The 16,212-nt window shown below is 65.0% G+C and carries 15 protein-coding genes; 8 read left to right on the forward strand and 7 right to left on the reverse strand.

The genetic code is table 11. The annotated features are described in order from the left end of the window. Window positions 1–762: 762 nt before the first annotated feature. Window positions 763–1,788 carry a LacI family DNA-binding transcriptional regulator gene (locus V7778_RS01165; protein WP_335551530.1) on the reverse strand — a complete coding sequence of 342 codons (1,026 nt, stop codon included), beginning with the start codon at window positions 1,786–1,788 and terminating at the stop codon, window positions 763–765. A 178-nt stretch (window positions 1,789–1,966) separates the two neighbouring features. Between V7778_RS01165 and V7778_RS01170 the strand changes: the two genes are divergently transcribed. From V7778_RS01170 to V7778_RS01195, 6 genes are all read left to right on the forward strand, one after another. Beyond that, a complete protein-coding gene (locus V7778_RS01170; protein WP_335551531.1) occupies window positions 1,967–2,542 on the forward strand; it encodes a TerD family protein in 576 nt (191 codons plus the stop codon). 66 nt (window positions 2,543–2,608) lie between these two features. Then, a complete protein-coding gene (locus tag V7778_RS01175) occupies window positions 2,609–3,628 on the forward strand; it encodes an ATP-grasp domain-containing protein (RefSeq protein ID WP_335551532.1) in 1,020 nt (339 codons plus the stop codon). Further along, window positions 3,625–4,818, forward strand: coding sequence for a phosphoribosyltransferase domain-containing protein (locus tag V7778_RS01180; RefSeq protein WP_335551533.1), 1,194 nt, complete (start codon window positions 3,625–3,627; stop codon window positions 4,816–4,818). The genes V7778_RS01175 and V7778_RS01180 overlap by 4 nt, the downstream gene beginning before the upstream one ends. Next, window positions 4,796–5,548 carry a hypothetical protein gene (locus tag V7778_RS01185; RefSeq protein ID WP_335551534.1) on the forward strand — a complete coding sequence of 251 codons (753 nt, stop codon included), beginning with the start codon at window positions 4,796–4,798 and terminating at the stop codon, window positions 5,546–5,548. The genes V7778_RS01180 and V7778_RS01185 overlap by 23 nt, the downstream gene beginning before the upstream one ends. Next, window positions 5,545–6,624 carry a cysteine protease StiP family protein gene (locus V7778_RS01190; RefSeq protein WP_335551535.1) on the forward strand — a complete coding sequence of 360 codons (1,080 nt, stop codon included), beginning with the start codon at window positions 5,545–5,547 and terminating at the stop codon, window positions 6,622–6,624. The genes V7778_RS01185 and V7778_RS01190 overlap by 4 nt, the downstream gene beginning before the upstream one ends. Further along, window positions 6,617–7,519: an HpcH/HpaI aldolase/citrate lyase family protein gene (locus tag V7778_RS01195; protein WP_335551536.1), complete on the forward strand. Its 903-nt coding sequence runs from the start codon at window positions 6,617–6,619 to the stop codon at window positions 7,517–7,519. The genes V7778_RS01190 and V7778_RS01195 overlap by 8 nt, the downstream gene beginning before the upstream one ends. A 26-nt stretch (window positions 7,520–7,545) precedes the next feature. On the opposite strand, the gene V7778_RS01200 is transcribed toward V7778_RS01195, so the two are convergent. Further along, a complete protein-coding gene (locus V7778_RS01200; RefSeq protein WP_335551537.1) occupies window positions 7,546–8,439 on the reverse strand; it encodes a hypothetical protein in 894 nt (297 codons plus the stop codon). A 193-nt stretch (window positions 8,440–8,632) separates the two neighbouring features. Between V7778_RS01200 and V7778_RS01205 the strand changes: the two genes are divergently transcribed. After that, on the forward strand, window positions 8,633–8,809 hold the full coding sequence (locus V7778_RS01205) for a hypothetical protein (RefSeq protein WP_335551538.1): 177 nt from the start codon (window positions 8,633–8,635) through the stop codon (window positions 8,807–8,809). Window positions 8,810–8,909: 100 nt separating this feature from the next. Here the strand turns inward: V7778_RS01205 and rpsJ are convergent, their stop codons facing one another. The 5 genes from rpsJ to rpsL all read right to left on the reverse strand — a co-directional run bounded on the left by rpsJ (window position 8,910) and on the right by rpsL (window position 13,872). Further along, entirely contained in the window at window positions 8,910–9,227 is a 318-nt protein-coding gene (rpsJ, locus tag V7778_RS01210) for a 30S ribosomal protein S10 (protein ID WP_005663509.1), read from the reverse strand. A gap of 184 nt (window positions 9,228–9,411) precedes the next feature. Then, window positions 9,412–10,602: an elongation factor Tu gene (gene tuf, locus V7778_RS01215; RefSeq protein ID WP_141835865.1), complete on the reverse strand. Its 1,191-nt coding sequence runs from the start codon at window positions 10,600–10,602 to the stop codon at window positions 9,412–9,414. Between the two features lie 77 nt (window positions 10,603–10,679). Further along, entirely contained in the window at window positions 10,680–12,785 is a 2,106-nt protein-coding gene (gene fusA / locus V7778_RS01220; RefSeq protein ID WP_335551539.1) for an elongation factor G, read from the reverse strand. 113 nt (window positions 12,786–12,898) lie between these two features. Next, the gene (gene rpsG, locus V7778_RS01225) at window positions 12,899–13,369 is read right to left on the reverse strand and encodes a 30S ribosomal protein S7 (RefSeq protein ID WP_211518410.1); all 471 of its coding nucleotides are present in this window, start codon (window positions 13,367–13,369) and stop codon (window positions 12,899–12,901) included. A gap of 119 nt (window positions 13,370–13,488) precedes the next feature. Then, on the reverse strand, window positions 13,489–13,872 hold the full coding sequence (gene rpsL, locus V7778_RS01230) for a 30S ribosomal protein S12 (RefSeq protein ID WP_005663517.1): 384 nt from the start codon (window positions 13,870–13,872) through the stop codon (window positions 13,489–13,491). Window positions 13,873–14,245: 373 nt separating this feature from the next. Between rpsL and V7778_RS01235 the strand changes: the two genes are divergently transcribed. Further along, a complete protein-coding gene (locus tag V7778_RS01235) occupies window positions 14,246–16,096 on the forward strand; it encodes a phosphoethanolamine transferase (protein WP_335551540.1) in 1,851 nt (616 codons plus the stop codon). The last annotated feature ends 116 nt before the right edge of the window (window positions 16,097–16,212 follow it).

Below are 16,212 nucleotides of genomic sequence, written 5' to 3' on the forward strand. Positions count from 1 at the left end.
CACCTCACCGCAGTGATCGTGGCGACAATTATGTTATGGCTCCTCTGAACTCAGTCAGACAGACCCTAGGGCGCCTGTGCTTACACCGACTGTCATGGCCGACAACAGGAGCACTGCACTTTTCATAAGGTTTCGTTCTTTGTCATCGAATCATACATGTCCGCTCTTGGCCGACAGCAGCCCATCATGACCGGTAGCTCTCGACCCAAAGGAGACGGTCGCGTATTGCGCTAACGTCAACGAGGATTGTTCCAATTTTCTGCGATTGCATCATACAAACCCCCGTTTCTGCCGAGTCCATCATTGCACGAGAAGTAACAGATGGCGAGTGCGTTGTATTGGTTGCGATACCTCGCAACCTGTCTCATAGCTGCACCTGCGGTGCCAACGGGAATCAGTCCGCCTGATATGACTGTTGAGAATACCAAATCGAGCCGTGTTAGCAGGGGATGCCTGAAGCGTTGTTGTACGCATCGGTAAATTCGCAACCTTGTTTCTACTGAAACGCTAGATGATCTCGGAGGGCGACATAGCTCATGAATAATCATGAACACTGCATTTGGAGAAATGTTGCGTGCTACTGCTATCAAACGACGCCATTCGCGAGGGGCATCGTAGGGGAATCGGCAATCAATACTTGCAATGAAGTCTTCTTCAGTCATACGACAGCACACCCTAAGAACTAGCATAAGATTAATCCGAGACGGAATGTGAACGTCCGCTCCTGGCCGATACCAGACTCGCGCAGGCCGCGGCCCTAAGCTAGAACACCTTCGCCAGGGCCCTGCGCGCCTGCGGACGGCTGGTCGACTGACGCACCACCAGCCTGCCCTGCAGGCGCCGGCGGACACGCGCCTCGCCCTCGCCCTCACCACGAATGCGCTGGAACAGCAGCTCGGCCAGCTCGCGCCCCATGGCGTAGGTCGGCTGGGCGATGGTGGTCAGGCGCGGCGCGGCGAAGGCGGCGCAGCCCAGGTCGTCCCCGCCGATCACCGACAGGCGCTCCGGCACGTCGATGCCCGCCTCGCGGGCTGCGCACAGGGCGCCCAGCGCCATCAGGTCGTTGCAGGCGAACAGCGCGCTGGGCGGCGCGGGCAGCGCCAGCAGGCGCTGCGCGGCGTCGTAGCCGCCCTCGCAGTCCGGCTGGCCATGCACGAGGTAGGCGTGGTCGAGTTCCAGCCCGGCTTCGCCCAGGGCGCGCAGGCAGCCCGCCAGGCGCTCCTGGCCCGCCGGCTGGGAGGGCGGGCCGGCCAGGCAGGCGATGTGGCGATGGCCCAGTTCGATCAGGTGGCGGGTCGCCGCGTAGCCGGTGGCTTCGTGGTCCAGGCCGATGAAGTCGGTGTCGACGCCGGCCACCTCGTGGTCGGCCAGCACGATCGGCACGCGCTGGCTGGCCAGCAGCGGGGCCAGCTCGGCGCGCGCGCCGCCGGGCACCAGCACCAGGCCGTCGATGCGCTTCTCGATCAGGCCGCGCAGGTGGGCCGCCTGGCGCTGCGCGTCCTCGTAGCCGTTGCACAGCATGATGTTGTAGCCGACGGCGAAGGCCGCATCCTCGATACCGCGCAGCAGCTCGGCAAATCCGGAATGGGTATTGTCGGGAACGGAGACGCCGATGGTATAGGTCTTGTCGTTCTTGAGGCTGCGGGCCACGGCGCTCGGGATGTAGCCCATGTCGTCGATGACGGCCTGCACCCGCTTGCGCACGTCTTCGCTGACCGCCCGCGTATTGTTGATGACGTGCGAGACAGTCGAGGTGGAAACCCCCGCCCGGTCCGCGACCTGCTTCATTGTTGCCATCCTGCCTCCCTTTCCGGCAGGCATTATCCCCCGAATGTTACAAGACGGGCAATGCGTATTTACATAGATCTACGGAAAGTGTGACATTCCTGTCGTGTACAATTAATCAAGAACCACCTATAGTGGTCGCGATGCGACCCTTTCCCCGTGTCTCGACAAGGAGCGTGTAATGGCAATCAGTTTGCAGAAAGGCGGCAACGTCAATCTGAGCAAGGAAGCCCCGGGCCTGACCAAGGTCATCATCGGCCTGGGCTGGGACCCGCGTTCCACCGACGGCGCGGCTTTCGACCTGGATGGCAGCGCCTTCCTGCTGAAAAACGACGCCAAGGTGCGCAGCGACAGCGATTTCATCTTCTATAACAACCTCAAGTCGGCGGACGGCTCCGTGGTCCACGCGGGCGACAACACCACCGGCATGGGCGCCGGCGACGACGAGAAGATCGCGGTCGACCTGGCGCGGGTGCCGCCCGAAGTCGAGAAAGTCTCCTTCTGCGTCACCATCCACGAAGCGGATGCGCGGCGCCAGAACTTCGGCATGGTCGCCAAGGCCTATATCCGCTGCCTGAACGCCAGCGGCGACGCCGAGATCGCCCGCTACGACCTGTCCGAGGACAGCTCCACCGAAACCGCCATGATCTTCGGCGAACTCTATCGCCATGGCGGCGAGTGGAAGTTCCGCGCCGTGGGCCAGGGCTTCAAGGGCGGCCTGGGACCGCTGGCCCGCTCCTTCGGCGTCAACGTGTAATCCGATTTGCCCCGCTTTGGTCCGCGCCCGCGCGGGCCCGCTTGTCCCTCCAACCCGAGAAACCGCATGCGCGTCTGGTACAACAGGACGTTCTCGTCCGTCTACGCCGCTATCGAGCTGATCCGCAAAGCCGATGCCGATAGCCGCTTCACCCTCATCCACAGCAATCCCAACCGGCATGCGCCGGCGGGACGCCTGGCCCACGCCTTCCACGGCGAACCGACCGGGCTGGACACCGAGGCCTATGTCGACTGGTGCCTGGCCTTCTGCCGCGAGCACGCGATCGACATCTTCGTGCCGGGGCGCGAGGCGACCGCGCTGGCGGCCGAGCATGCGCGCTTTGCCGACGCGGGCACGCGGGTGCTGAGCGCCGCCAGCCAGGCTAGCTTGCAGCTGCTGCACGACAAGGCGCGTTTCTATTGCGAGACCGACCTGCCCCAGGCGCCGGTGGCGGACTTCCGGCGCTTCGAGACGGTCGAGGAATTCGACGAGGCCTACCGCCAGCTGCGCCCGCGCCACGCGAAGCTGTGCGTCAAGCCGACCCACTCGATCTACGGCCTCGGCTTCGCCCTGATCGATGAAGAGCGCAACAGCGCCGAGCTGCTGCTGGCCGGCGCCGAATACCAGGTCGGCCGCGACGACCTGCGGCGCGGGCTGGCCGCGCTGGGAAGCTTCCGCGGCATGCTGCTGATGGAATACCTCGACGGGCCGGAGTACAGCGTCGACTGCGTCGGCGACGAGGGGCGCCTGGTCTGCGCGGTGGTGCGCCGCAAGCTGTCCGGTTCCGGCAACGGCCAGCTGATCGACCAGCGCGCCGACATCCTGGACGCCACCGCGCGCCTGGCCGCGCGCCACCGCCTGAACGGCGTGTTCAACGTCCAGTTCCGCGAAGGCGGCGGGCGTCCGCGCCTGCTGGAGATCAATCCGCGCATGTCCGGCGGGATCGGTATGGCCTGCGTGGCCGGTCCCAACCTGCCCTATCTTGCGCTGCGCGGTTTCGCCGACGGCTTCGACGGGCTCGAGATACCGGAGGTGCGTAACGGGATCCGGGTGGCGGAACTGTCGCACGCCGTGGAGCTGGCATGAACGCGCCTTCGCCTCAGTTCAACCCTGCGCTGCTGGCGCGGCGCAGGGTCGAGCTGCCGACCGGGACACTGGACCTGAACCTCGAGCGCGGCGTGGAGGAACTGGACGAGCTGCTCGGCTTCGCCGCGCGCGCGAACGCCAAGCGCGGCTTCCTCTTCCTGAGCAAGGTGCTGGGCAAGCACTGGCCGGCCAAGCCGTCGGACATGCTGGCCGTCCATGCGCGCCTGGCCGCCACCGTGCCCGCGGTGGACGGGCCGGTCGTGTTCATCGCGATGGCCGAAACGGCGATCGGCCTGGGTCAGGGCGTGTTCGAAGCCTGGCTGCGCCGGCATCCCGGCCACCCCGCCCTGTTCCTGCACACCACGCGCTACCGTGTGGGCGCCGGCGAGCTGATCGAATTCGAGGAGGCGCACAGCCACGCGCCGCGCCAGTTCCTGCACGTGCCCGACGACCCGGCCCTGCGCGCCCTGCTGCTCGGGGCGCGCACCCTGGTGTTGGTGGACGACGAGGCCAGCACCGGCAATACCTTCGTCAATCTGGCCGCCGCCTGCCGGCGCCTGAACCCCGGCATCGAACGCGTGCACCTGGCGACGATCACGAATTTCATGGGCAGCGCAGCGGGTGCCCGCTTGGATGCGCGCTTCGGCCTGCCGGTCACCCAGGGTTCCCTGGTCGAAGGCGAATACCGCTTCACGCCGGGGCCGCATGCGCCGGACGGCGGCGTGGCGCAGCGCTTCGATGCGGGCGCCGACCGCGGCGCCAGCGCGGCCTTCGGACGGCTGGGCCTGAAGTCGGCATTGTCCGCGCCGGAGCAGCTTGCAGAGCAGCTGGCCAGCGAGATCGCGCCCGGAGAACGAGTGCTGGTGCTGGGCACCGGCGAATTCATGCACGCCTCCACCCTGCTGGGCGCGGCGCTGGAGCGGCGCGGCGTCGCCGCCTGGGTCCAGTCGACCACGCGCTCGCCGATCCTGGCCTGGGGTGCGGTGGAGCACGCGCTGCGCTTCCCCGACAACTACGGCGAGGGCATCGCCAACTTCCTCTACAACGTCGCGCCCGGGCAGTACGAGCACGTGTTCGTCTGCCACGAGACCGCGCCCAACGCCGCCCTGCGCGAGCTGGCCATCCAGCTCGGCGCGCGCCTGCTGCACCACCATACCGAGGACCGCATTGAAGAAGTTCCTGTTCGCTGACCTGGACGACACGCTGTTCCAGACGTTAGAAAAATGCGGCGGCGCCGAGGCGCTGGAGCCGGCCGCCTACTACAAGGACGGCAGCGTGTGCTCGTACACCACGCGCGCGCAGCGCGCCTTCCTGTCGCTGGTCCGGGACGGGATGACCGTCATCCCGACCACGGCGCGCGACCATGACGCCCTGCGCCGCGTGCACCTGCCCTTCCATAGCTACGCCGTCATCGACTACGGCGGCGTGATCCTCGAGCCGGGCGGCGCCCTCGACCGCCCCTGGCTGGAGCGGATGCGCACGGCGATGTCGGCCGCCCTGCCCGGCCTGCAGGAGCTGGCCGCGCACATCGACGAGCATGCGCGGCGAACCGGCTACGCAGGCCGCGCGCGCATGATCGAGGATTTCGCCACGCCTTTCTTCCTGGTCGTGAAGGACCCGGACCGGATCGCCGCGCGGCTCGAACCCCTTGAACGGGACGTCGTGCTGCCCTGGATCGCCGACGGCGCCAGGGACTATGTCGTCCACCGCAACGGCAACAACCTGGCCATCCTGCCCAGGGCGCTCGACAAGTCGCACGCCGTCGCCCACATCAGCGCGCGCCTGCGCGCCGAGCATGGCGACATCGTCACCTTCGGCATGGGGGACAGCCGCTCGGACGCGCGCTTCATGGCCGCCTGCGACTACGCGCTGATCCCGCGCGGCACCCAGCTGGCGGGACTGACCGTGGGGGCGCTATGAGCTTCCCGGGCAGCTACGCCAGTGAGGACGTCAGCTTCCTGCTGCGGCGCCTGCCCATGCCCGACTTCGTCGAGGTGGCGGAAAAAGAAAGGCTGATCCAGTCGGGACGGCGCCACTACAGCGAGATGCTCTCGCCAGAGTCCGCGCCGTCGAGCCGCTACATGGCGCTGTTCGACGCGGCCTGCCGCGCCAACAACGGCCGCATGGCGCGCGACTGCCTGCGCCTGGCGGGCCTGATCGCGGCGAAAGGGACGGCGGCGCCGGCCGTGGTGTCGCTGGCGCGCGCCGGCACGCCGGTCGGGGTCGTGGTGGCGCGCTTGCTGCGCCAGGTGTTCCGGCGCGAGGCGGCGCATTATTCGGTATCGATCGTGCGCGACCGCGGCATCGACACGGCGGCGCTGCGCCACATCCTGGCGGCCGGCCACGCGCCCGAGAGCGTCGTCTTCGTGGACGGCTGGACGGGGAAAGGCGTGATCGCGCGCGAGCTGGCCGTGTCGGTCGGCGCCTTCAACGCGGCGCAGCGCACGCGCATCGATCCCGGCCTGCACGTGCTGTCGGACCTGGCCGGCGCCGCTGCCTGCGCGGCCTCGTGCGAGGACTATTTGATCCCGTCGAGCATCTTGAATGCAACGGTGTCCGGATTGGTGAGCCGCACCGTGATGGACGCGGCGATGGGCCCGGACGACTTCCATGGCTGCGTGTTCTACGAACAGCTCGCGCCGCACGACCGCTCGCGCGCCTTCGCCGACGCGCTGACCGGGCTGGCGCTGGAGCAGGCGCCCGCCGGGGCCGGTGCGGCCGATGCCTCCGGCGCCAGGCAGCGTTCGCAGGCCTTCATCGCGCAGGCGCGCGCGAAATATGACGTCGCCGACGTCAATCTCATCAAGCCGGGCATCGGCGAGGCGACCCGCGTGCTGCTGCGGCGCGTACCGCGCCTGCTGGTCCTGCGCGATCCCGCGGCGCCCGAGGTCGCGCACCTGATGGCGCTGGCCGAAGAGAAAAACGTGCCGGTCGAATGCGACCCGGCTTTGCCCTACCACGCAGTTTCCCTGATCAGGAGCGCATCCGATGCTTGACCGGCTCACTGCCCCCTTGGGCGCCTCGCTGTACGTCCCCGCCAATCACAAGAGCCTGTCCCAGATTGCCAACGGCGACAAGCTGGAACAGGCGCGCTCGCTCATCTTCTGCCTGGAGGACGCGGTGGCGGAGCGCGACTTGAGCTGGGCACTGTTCAACCTGTCCGTGGTGCTGGCGCACATGCGCCCGAACATCGCCGCCGAGCGCTACGTGCGCGTGCGCAGCCCGGAAGTGATGGCGCGCGTGCTGGCGATGCCGGGCGTGGAGAAGCTGGACGGCTTTGTCCTGCCCAAGGTCACGCGCCACAACTTCGAGACCTATTTCAGGCTGGTGCGCGACACGGGGCACGCGCTGATGCCGACCCTGGAGACGGCGGAAGTCTTCGACGAGGCCGAAATGCGCCAGCTGCGCACCCTGTTCGACGCGCCGGGCGTGCGCACGCGCATCCGCGCCCTACGCATCGGCGGCAACGACCTGCTCGCCCTGCTCGGCCTGCGCCGTCCGCGCAACGTGACGATCTACCGCACCCCGCTCGGCCCCGTGATCGCGCGCCTGGTGACGACCTTCCGCCCCTACGGCTTCGTGCTGACGGCGCCGGTGTTCGAATACCTCGACCTGCCCGAGCTGCTGGACCAGGAGATGCAGGAGGACCTGGCCTACGGGATGGCCGGCAAGACGGCGATCCACCCGACCCAGATCGCGCCGATCGAACAGCACTTCACGGTGAAGGCCCATGACCTGGCGGTGGCGCGCGCCATCCTCGACGAGTCCAGTCCGGCGGTTTTCAGGATGAACGACGCGATGTGCGAGGTCGCCACGCACCGCGCCTGGGCCGAGCGGATGGTCGAACAATCCCAGGTGTTCGGCCCCGGCGACGCGCTTCGCCTACCGTAGGGTCGGCGGCTGCGCCGCCGACGCGTTCAACACCGCTCGCGCAAGCGCGCCGCCAGCAGTTCCGGCCGGTCCAGGTAGAGGAACACATAGCGGGGCAGCCGCTTGCGCACCTGCCAGTGCAGGATGTCGACCTCGGCTTGCGGCCTGAGCACCAGCACGCAATTCGGCTTGTCGAAGGGCGTTACCAGCAAGGTGTCACCACGCGCGGCTCCGTGCTTGCGTCGCCACGCCGGCAACAGCTCGCTGACGGACTCCAAGCGGTCGATGGCGTCCAGAGGCAGCACGCCGGACACACGCGCACCCACCCGCAGGTGCAGCGCGCCCTCGGTCAGCACATGCCGCCCCGCCCCCACGTGCCAGCGGTCTCCGATCGCCCACACCAGCGTGTACAAGGCGGCGAACGCGCACAGCGTGTGCACGACGAGCAGATCGGCCGGATCCTTGATGAACAGGTTGACGATCATGGCGTCGATCGGCAGCTCGAGGAAGACGCTGACAAAGACGATCGCCGCGGCCGTTCCGTAGGCGCCGCGTTCCAGGTAGGTGAGCGCCAACCCGTCCGGCGGCACGGGCTGCGGGCGGCCGCGCAGGCGGTTCAGGCAGCCCTGCCACATCAGGCGGTCGAGCCTGGCCATGCCGACCAGCTCGGGCGGGAGCAGCGCCGTGAGAAAGCGGTGCCACGGCCCGCGCTGGGCAAGGACTTGGCGCAGGCGCCGCCACGCGTCCGGCGCATGGGCGAGGTCCTTGGCCGCGATCACGGCCAGCGGGATGAGCAGGCTGGCTGGGCGCAGGGCATGTGCGAGCGGCGCGGGCGCGAGCAGCAGCGCGACCTGGCCCATGAGGAGGGCGCCGAAGGCGTAGCCGGCCAGCTCGCTCCAGGACATGGCGCGCAGCGTGGCGATAACAGGATGGGAAGGCATGATGCGGTGGGGGCCGGGCGGCCGAGTGGTCTTGACTTGCTGATTAGACCACCCGCGTGCCGCCCGCGGCAATCGTTCTCGGCAAATGATGCGGCGCGCATGGGCAAGGGGGAATCCAAGCGCCCGCTTCGTTCAGCACAAGGGCTAGGTGGAGGGAATCGGGAAGAATGGATTTTTGCGCGCGGAGGACCAGATGGCGGAACAAGACAAGGATCAGGTCAAGGAGCACGCTTGCATGGCCATGCGGCGAGCTCCGGAACCGACGCTGCGCGGCTGGATCGGCATCCTGGGACTGATGGCCGTGGTGTTCGCCGGCGCGGTGCTCACCGGCCGCTTGCTGGGGCGTGCGCTCTACCTGGTGCTGAGCTAGCGGGAGCTGACGCCGGTAAACGACAAAGGCCGGGTCGCCCGCGTACGGACTTCCCGGCCTCTAGCCTGCTGGCGGAACGGTCCGCCGGCAGTGGAAGCGATTACTGCAGCTTGATTTCGACGTCGACGCCAGCCGGCAGGTCCAGCTTCATCAGTGCGTCAACGGTCTTGTCGGTCGGGTCCACGATGTCCATCAGACGCTGGTGCGTACGGATTTCGAACTGGTCGCGCGAGGTCTTGTTCACGTGCGGGGAACGCAGCACGTCGAAACGCTGGATACGGGTCGGCAGCGGGACCGGGCCCTTGACAACCGCGCCGGTGCGCTTGGCGGTGTCGACGATTTCCAGTGCGGACTGGTCGATCAGCTTGTAGTCAAACGCTTTCAGGCGGATGCGGATTTTCTGGTTCGGAGCGGACATGCTATTTCCTTTAAAAGAACGTTCCGGCTTGGGGCCGGCAATGTGTAAAAGGTACTTCGGTACTGCTCAAGAGGCGGGAGTATAACATCGATCCCTCTCATAAAGATGGGGACAGACCAAAAAGTCTGTCCCCACCCGTTGTCACCGCGGGACAATGTCCCGCGGCAGATCTCGCTAATCGAAATTAGGCCAGGATCTTGGCAACCACGCCGGCGCCGACGGTACGGCCGCCTTCGCGGATTGCGAAGCGCAGACCTTCTTCCATCGCGATCGGAGCGATCAGCTTGACGGTGATCGACACGTTGTCGCCTGGCATGACCATTTCCTTGTCGGCCGGCAGCTCGATCGAACCGGTCACGTCAGTCGTACGGAAGTAGAACTGAGGACGGTAGTTGTTGAAGAACGGGGTGTGACGGCCGCCTTCATCTTTCGACAGGACGTAGATCTCGCCGGTGAAGTGGTTGTGCGGCTTGATCGAACCCGGCTTGGCCAGAACCTGGCCGCGCTGGACGTCTTCACGCTTGGTGCCGCGCAGCAGCAGACCGACGTTGTCGCCGGCTTGACCCTGGTCCAGCAGCTTGCGGAACATTTCCACGCCGGTGCAGGTGGTCTTGACGGTGTCGATGATGCCGACGATTTCGATTTCTTCGCCGACCTTGATGATGCCGCGCTCGACACGACCGGTCACCACGGTACCGCGGCCCGAGATCGAGAACACGTCTTCCACCGGCATCAGGAAGGCGCCGTCAACGGCACGTTCCGGGGTCGGGATGTAGCTGTCCAGGGCTTCGGCCAGGCGCTCGATGCACGCTTCGCCCATTTCGCCCGGCTGGCCTTCCAGCGCCATACGTGCCGAACCCTTGATGATTGGCAGGTCGTCGCCTGGGAACTCGTACTTCGAGAGGAGCTCGCGCACTTCCATTTCGACCAGTTCCAGCAGTTCCGCGTCGTCGACCAGGTCGCACTTGTTCAGGAACACGATGATGTAAGGAACGCCAACCTGACGCGCCAGCAGGATGTGCTCGCGGGTCTGCGGCATCGGGCCGTCAGCGGCCGAGCACACCAGGATCGCGCCGTCCATCTGGGCAGCACCGGTAATCATGTTCTTGATGTAGTCGGCGTGGCCTGGGCAGTCGACGTGCGCGTAGTGACGGTTCGCGGTTTCGTACTCGACGTGCGCGGTGTTGATGGTGATGCCGCGTGCCTTCTCTTCCGGAGCCGCGTCGATCTGGTCGTACGCCTTGGCTTCGCCGCCGAACTTCTTCGACAGAACGGTTGCGATTGCAGCCGTCAGGGTGGTTTTGCCGTGGTCAACGTGACCGATGGTGCCGACGTTGACGTGCGGCTTGGTCCGTTCGAATTTACCTTTTGCCATTTCCTATTTTCCTTAAAAAGAAACGATTGTTTTTTTTGATTGCGGGGGCAAGGTCATCCCTGCCCCCATTTCTTTAATTACTTGGCTTTTGCGGTGACGATGGCGTCGATCACATGCTTCGGTGCTTCAGCATAGTGCTTGAATTCCATCGTGTAGGTCGCACGGCCCTGGGTCGCCGAACGCAGCGAGGTCGAGTAACCGAACATTTCCGACAGCGGGACTTCGGCCTTGATGATCTTGCCGCCGCCGCCCGGGATTTCGTCCATGCCCTGCACCATACCGCGGCGGGACGACAGGTCGCCCATCACGGTACCGGCGTAGTCTTCCGGAGTCTCGACTTCCACGGCCATCATCGGCTCGAGGATGACCGGGTTGGCTTTACGGCAGCCGTCCTTGAACGCCATCGAACCAGCCATGCGGAACGCGTTTTCGTTCGAGTCCACGTCGTGGTACGAACCGAAGGTCAGGGTGACCTTGACGTCCACGACCGGGTAGCCCGCCAGCACGCCGGCGGTCAGGGTCTCGCGCACACCCTTTTCGACTGCCGGGATGTACTCGCGCGGAACCACGCCGCCCTTGATGGCGTCGACGAATTCGAAGCCCTTGCCCGGCTCTTGCGGTTCGATCGACAGCACGGCGTGGCCGTACTGGCCGCGGCCGCCCGACTGCTTGACGAACTTGCCTTCGACGTCGGTGACTGCCTTGCGGATGGTTTCGCGGTAGGCAACCTGCGGCTTGCCGACGGTTGCTTCCACGCTGAATTCGCGCTTCATGCGGTCAACGATAATTTCCAGGTGCAGCTCGCCCATACCACCGATGATGGTCTGGCCCGATTCTTCGTCGGTACGCACGCGGAACGACGGGTCTTCCTGAGCCAGACGGTTCAGTGCCAGGCCCATCTTTTCCTGGTCAGCCTTGGTCTTCGGCTCGACGGCCTGCTGGATCACCGGCTCCGGGAACACCATTTTTTCCAGGATGATCGGAGCGGCCGGGTCGCACAGGGTTTCGCCGGTGGTCGCTTCCTTCAGGCCGACCGCAGCGGCGATGTCGCCTGCACGGACTTCCTTGATCTCTTCACGCTGGTTCGCGTGCATCTGCAGAATACGGCCGACGCGTTCCTTCTTGCCCTTGATCGGGTTGTAGACGGTGTCGCCCGAATTGATGACGCCCGAGTACACACGGAAGAAGATCAGCTGGCCGACGAACGGGTCGGTCATGATCTTGAATGCCAGCGCAGCGAACTTCTCGCTGTCGTCGGCCTTACGGGTGACCGGCTGGTCGTCTTCGTCGGTACCAGCGACCGGCGGAATGTCGACCGGCGACGGCAGGTACTCGATGACCGCGTCCAGCATTGCCTGCACGCCCTTGTTCTTGAAAGCGGTGCCGCACATCATCGGGACGATTTCGCCGTTGATGGTGCGATCGCGCAGCGCCTTCTTGATCTCGGCTTCCGACAGTTCGCCTTCTTCGAGGTACTTGTTCATCAGGTCTTCCGACGCTTCAGCGGCGGTTTCGACCAGCTTCTCGCGCCACTCGTTGGCCTGGTCCATCAGTTCGGCCGGCACTTCGCGGTATTCGAACTTCATGCCCTGGGACGCGTCGTCCCAGAAGATCGCCTGCATCTTGACCAGGTCGACCACGCCCTTGAAGTTGTCTTCGGCGCCGATCGGGATCTGGATCGGGATCGGGTTGGCCTTCAGGCGAGCGCGCATCTGCTCGTAGACCTTGAAGAAGTTCGCACCGGTACGGTCCATCTTGTTGACGAACGCCAGACGCGGAACCTTGTACTTGTTAGCTTGACGCCACACGGTTTCCGACTGCGGCTGCACGCCGCCCACTGCGCAGTAGACCATGCAAGCACCGTCCAGGACGCGCATCGAACGTTCCACCTCGATGGTGAAGTCGACGTGGCCCGGGGTGTCGATGATGTTGAAGCGGTGCGGCTCGAAGTTGTTGGCCATACCCTTCCAGAAGCAGGTCGTCGCTGCCGAGGTAATGGTAATGCCGCGCTCTTGCTCCTGCTCCATCCAGTCCATGGTGGCGGCGCCGTCGTGCACTTCACCAATCTTGTGGTTCACACCCGTGTAGAACAGGATACGCTCGGTCGTGGTGGTCTTGCCGGCGTCGATGTGAGCGGAAATACCGATATTGCGGTAGCGCTCAATGGGGGTAGTGCGTGCCATAATTTTTCCTAAATCTTTGAATGGACAAAACCGAGCAGCATTTTGAAATCAAAATGTGCCCGGCCTGAACAACAGATACCTGGCCGCACCCCCTTCGAGGTTTGGCCACTTGCTTAGAAGCGGAAGTGCGAGAACGCCTTGTTCGCTTCAGCCATGCGGTGCACTTCGTCACGACGCTTCATCGCGCCGCCGCGGCCTTCCGCCGCTTCCATCAGTTCACCACCCAGGCGTTGCGGCATGGATTTTTCGCTGCGCTTGTTTGCGGCTTCGCGCAACCAACGCATGGACAGCGCCATACGACGAACCGGACGAACTTCCACTGGCACCTGGTAGTTGGCGCCGCCGACGCGGCGGGATTTCACCTCGACCATCGGCTTGCAGTTGTTGATCGCGGTCGTGAACACTTCCAGCGGGTCCTTGCCCGACTTGGATTGGATGTGTTCGAACGCACCGTAGATGATGTTTTCTGCGACCGACTTCTTGCCGGACAGCATCAGAACATTGACGAACTTGGCGACATCGGTGTTGCCGAATTTTGGATCCGGCAGAATCTCGCGCTTGGGTACTTCACGACGACGTGGCATTTCAATTCCTTCCTGTCTTCAGTTGAGTGCTTGCGCACTCGCGAGGGGCCCTCATGACCCTTCACTTACTCGGCCTTCCGGCCGGCTCAACTTATCTAGTTAAATGGCGTAACTGGAAATTACTTCTTCGCAGCCTTGGCACGCTTGGCGCCGTACTTCGAACGCGCCTGCTTACGGTCTTTCACGCCCTGGGTATCCAGTGCGCCGCGGACCATGTGGTAACGCACACCCGGCAAGTCTTTCACACGGCCGCCGCGCAGCAGCACGACCGAGTGTTCTTGCAGGTTGTGGCCTTCACCGCCGATGTACGAAATGACTTCGAAACCGTTGGTCAGGCGCACCTTGGCGACTTTACGAAGTGCCGAGTTCGGCTTCTTCGGCGTGGTGGTGTACACACGGGTGCACACGCCGCGCTTTTGCGGGCAGTTTTCCAGTGCCGGCGACTTGCTCTTCACAACCGCGGCTTCACGCGGCTTGCGAATCAGTTGATTGATGGTTGGCATCGTTCTTAATCCAACAAAGTACTACTACGTTGACGACCCGGACCGGCAAAAACCTGGCCCGGGGACTAAAACCTAGTCCCGTATCCTACAGACTGCAGAGGCGACGAAAGCCACTCACCGAAGGAGCGGCTGCGAATGCGTATACGATGTGCAGAATAAATTCGAGAACTCGCGAGTATAGACCCGATGGTCAAGCGGGTCAACCGATTTGCCGTCCCGCCAACCCATCGTCGGACTTGGACCCGGTAAACCGTGGCGATTGTGGCATGACCGCGACAGACGGGCATCTTCGCGGCATCAGGCTTGACTGGCGAACATAGCCGCTCAGCATATAAAGAACGCATAATAGCCGATTTTCCACGCTCTTCCGCCGATGCGAACCCTGCTGCGCCCCGCCGCCCCCGGCACCCTCTATCTGCTGCTGAGCTACGCGGCGCTGACGGCCGTCCCCTTCGCCGCGCCGCTGATGGGCGCGCCGCTCGACGATCCCTGGCGCCTGGCGGGAATCGCCCTGTTCGGCTGGATCACGGCCTGGGCGCTGTGCAAGCGGCCGGCCTATTTCCACTGGGCGCTGCTGCCGGCCTTCCTGGCGCTGCCGACCGAGCTCTACCTGCTGACCTATTACGGCCAGGGCATCTCCACCCACCACCTGGGCGTCATCGCCGAGACCAGCCCCAGCGAGGCCTCGGAATTCCTGGGCAGCCAGGCATGGCTGCTGGGCGCGGCGCTACTTGCCGTGCTGGCGTGGTGGATCTCGACCTGGGTGGTGGCCTGGCGCACCCGCGACCTGGACTGGGAGGACCGCTCGCGCTGGGTGGTGCTGGCCGTGCTGGGGACGGGCTTGCTGGTCCTCGCCTACAGTTATAAGTATGGCATTGCGCCGCAGCGCCCCGCCACCCCGGCCGCCGTCGGCGGCGCCGGCGTGCACCTGGTGAAAGCGACGCCCGCCGCCTCCACGCCCCAGGCCGTGCGCGTCGAAGCGCCTCCCCCCGCCCTGCCGCCGCTGCCGTACTGGGCCAAGCTGCCCTTCGACCTGCGCGCCGTGGCCCAGTCCTGGCCCTTCGGCCTGGCGGCGCGCGGCGTCGACTTCTACCGCGAGCGCGTCCACCTGGCCGAACTGAAAGGGCGCAGCGCCGCCTTCCGCTTCGGCGCCCACCAGGAGGGCGAGGCCCAGGCGCCCCAGGTGGTGGTCATGGTGCTGGGCGAGTCCTCGCGCTTCGACCGCTGGAGCCTGAACGGCTACGCGCGCCCGACCAATCCGCTGCTGTCGCAGGAAACGAACCTGGTGCCGCTGGCGGACGTGATCACGCCGGTGTCGGCCACCCGCCTGTCGGTGCCGGTGATCATTTCGCGCAAGCCCGCCATGCAGAGCCTGAAGGACGGCTTCTACGAAAAATCCTTTCTATCCGCTTTCAAGGAGGCGGGCTTCAAGACCTTCTGGCTGTCGAACCAGGTCTCGTTCGGCAAGTTCGACACGCCGGTCTCGGTGTTCGCCAAGGAGGCGGACGAGGTCGAGTTCCTGAACCTGGGCGGCTTCACCGACAACGCCAGCTACGACGCGGTGCTGCTCGACCCGCTGCGGCGCGCGCTGCGCGACCCGGCGCAAAAGGTGCTGATCGTGCTGCACACCCTGGGCAGCCACTGGAACTACGCCCACCGCTACCCGAAGGAATTCGACCGCTGGCAGCCCTCGCTCCATGGCATGGACAAGCCGGACGTCACCGACAAGTCGCTGCAGCCGAGGATGAGCAACAGCTACGACAGCGCCATTCTGTATACGGACTGGTTCCTGTCGAACGTGATCGGCGTGCTGAAGGAGTCCGCCTTGCCGGCCTCGCTGCTCTACGTGGCCGACCATGGGCAGACCATTTACGACAAGTCCTGCAAGATCGCCTTCCATGGCCATAACACGCAGTACGAATTCCACGTGCCGGCCTTCGTCTGGTATTCGGATGCGTACGGGGAACGCTACCCGGACAAGATCGCGCAGCTGCGGCGCCACCGCAAGGCCAGGCTGTCGACCGAGAACATGTTCCATACGGTGCTCGACCTGGCCGACATCCGCTATCCGGACGAGCGCCTGGAGCGCAGCTTCGTGAATGCGAAGTTCAAGCGCCACAAGCGCTACGTGGACAGCTACGGCTGGACCGACTACGACAACGCCACCATGAAAGGCGACTGCCGCGAAGTGATCGCGCGCGGCAAGCCGCTGCCGCGCGGCTGAGCGGCAGCGGCTTGTCCAGCGTGGAATGGGATGTCCTAGGACCAGAGACATTTGGAGATATTTACACCCCGAGGCTCGCGATATCATTGACAAATTTTTCATTGATATTCCCGAGT

Origin of the sequence: Massilia sp. DD77 (assembly GCF_036961685.1) — a bacterium.
Classification (GTDB): domain Bacteria; phylum Pseudomonadota; class Gammaproteobacteria; order Burkholderiales; family Burkholderiaceae_D; genus Telluria.

Bases quoted from the DNA above. Each gene is read 5' to 3' on its own strand.
- V7778_RS01165 (WP_335551530.1), bottom strand. From the start codon at position 1,788: ATGAAGCAGGTCGCGGACCGGGCGGGGGTTTCCACCTCGACTGTCTCG.
- V7778_RS01170 (WP_335551531.1), top strand. From the start codon at position 1,967: ATGGCAATCAGTTTGCAGAAAGGCGGCAACGTCAATCTGAGCAAGGAA.
- V7778_RS01175 (WP_335551532.1), top strand. From the start codon at position 2,609: ATGCGCGTCTGGTACAACAGGACGTTCTCGTCCGTCTACGCCGCTATC.
- V7778_RS01180 (WP_335551533.1), top strand. From the start codon at position 3,625: ATGAACGCGCCTTCGCCTCAGTTCAACCCTGCGCTGCTGGCGCGGCGC.
- V7778_RS01190 (WP_335551535.1), top strand. From the start codon at position 5,545: ATGAGCTTCCCGGGCAGCTACGCCAGTGAGGACGTCAGCTTCCTGCTG.
- V7778_RS01195 (WP_335551536.1), top strand. From the start codon at position 6,617: ATGCTTGACCGGCTCACTGCCCCCTTGGGCGCCTCGCTGTACGTCCCC.
- V7778_RS01200 (WP_335551537.1), bottom strand. From the start codon at position 8,439: ATGCCTTCCCATCCTGTTATCGCCACGCTGCGCGCCATGTCCTGGAGC.
- V7778_RS01205 (WP_335551538.1), top strand. From the start codon at position 8,633: ATGGCGGAACAAGACAAGGATCAGGTCAAGGAGCACGCTTGCATGGCC.
- rpsJ (WP_005663509.1), bottom strand. From the start codon at position 9,227: ATGTCCGCTCCGAACCAGAAAATCCGCATCCGCCTGAAAGCGTTTGAC.
- tuf (WP_141835865.1), bottom strand. From the start codon at position 10,602: ATGGCAAAAGGTAAATTCGAACGGACCAAGCCGCACGTCAACGTCGGC.
- fusA (WP_335551539.1), bottom strand. From the start codon at position 12,785: ATGGCACGCACTACCCCCATTGAGCGCTACCGCAATATCGGTATTTCC.
- rpsG (WP_211518410.1), bottom strand. From the start codon at position 13,369: ATGCCACGTCGTCGTGAAGTACCCAAGCGCGAGATTCTGCCGGATCCA.
- rpsL (WP_005663517.1), bottom strand. From the start codon at position 13,872: ATGCCAACCATCAATCAACTGATTCGCAAGCCGCGTGAAGCCGCGGTT.
- V7778_RS01235 (WP_335551540.1), top strand. From the start codon at position 14,246: ATGCGAACCCTGCTGCGCCCCGCCGCCCCCGGCACCCTCTATCTGCTG.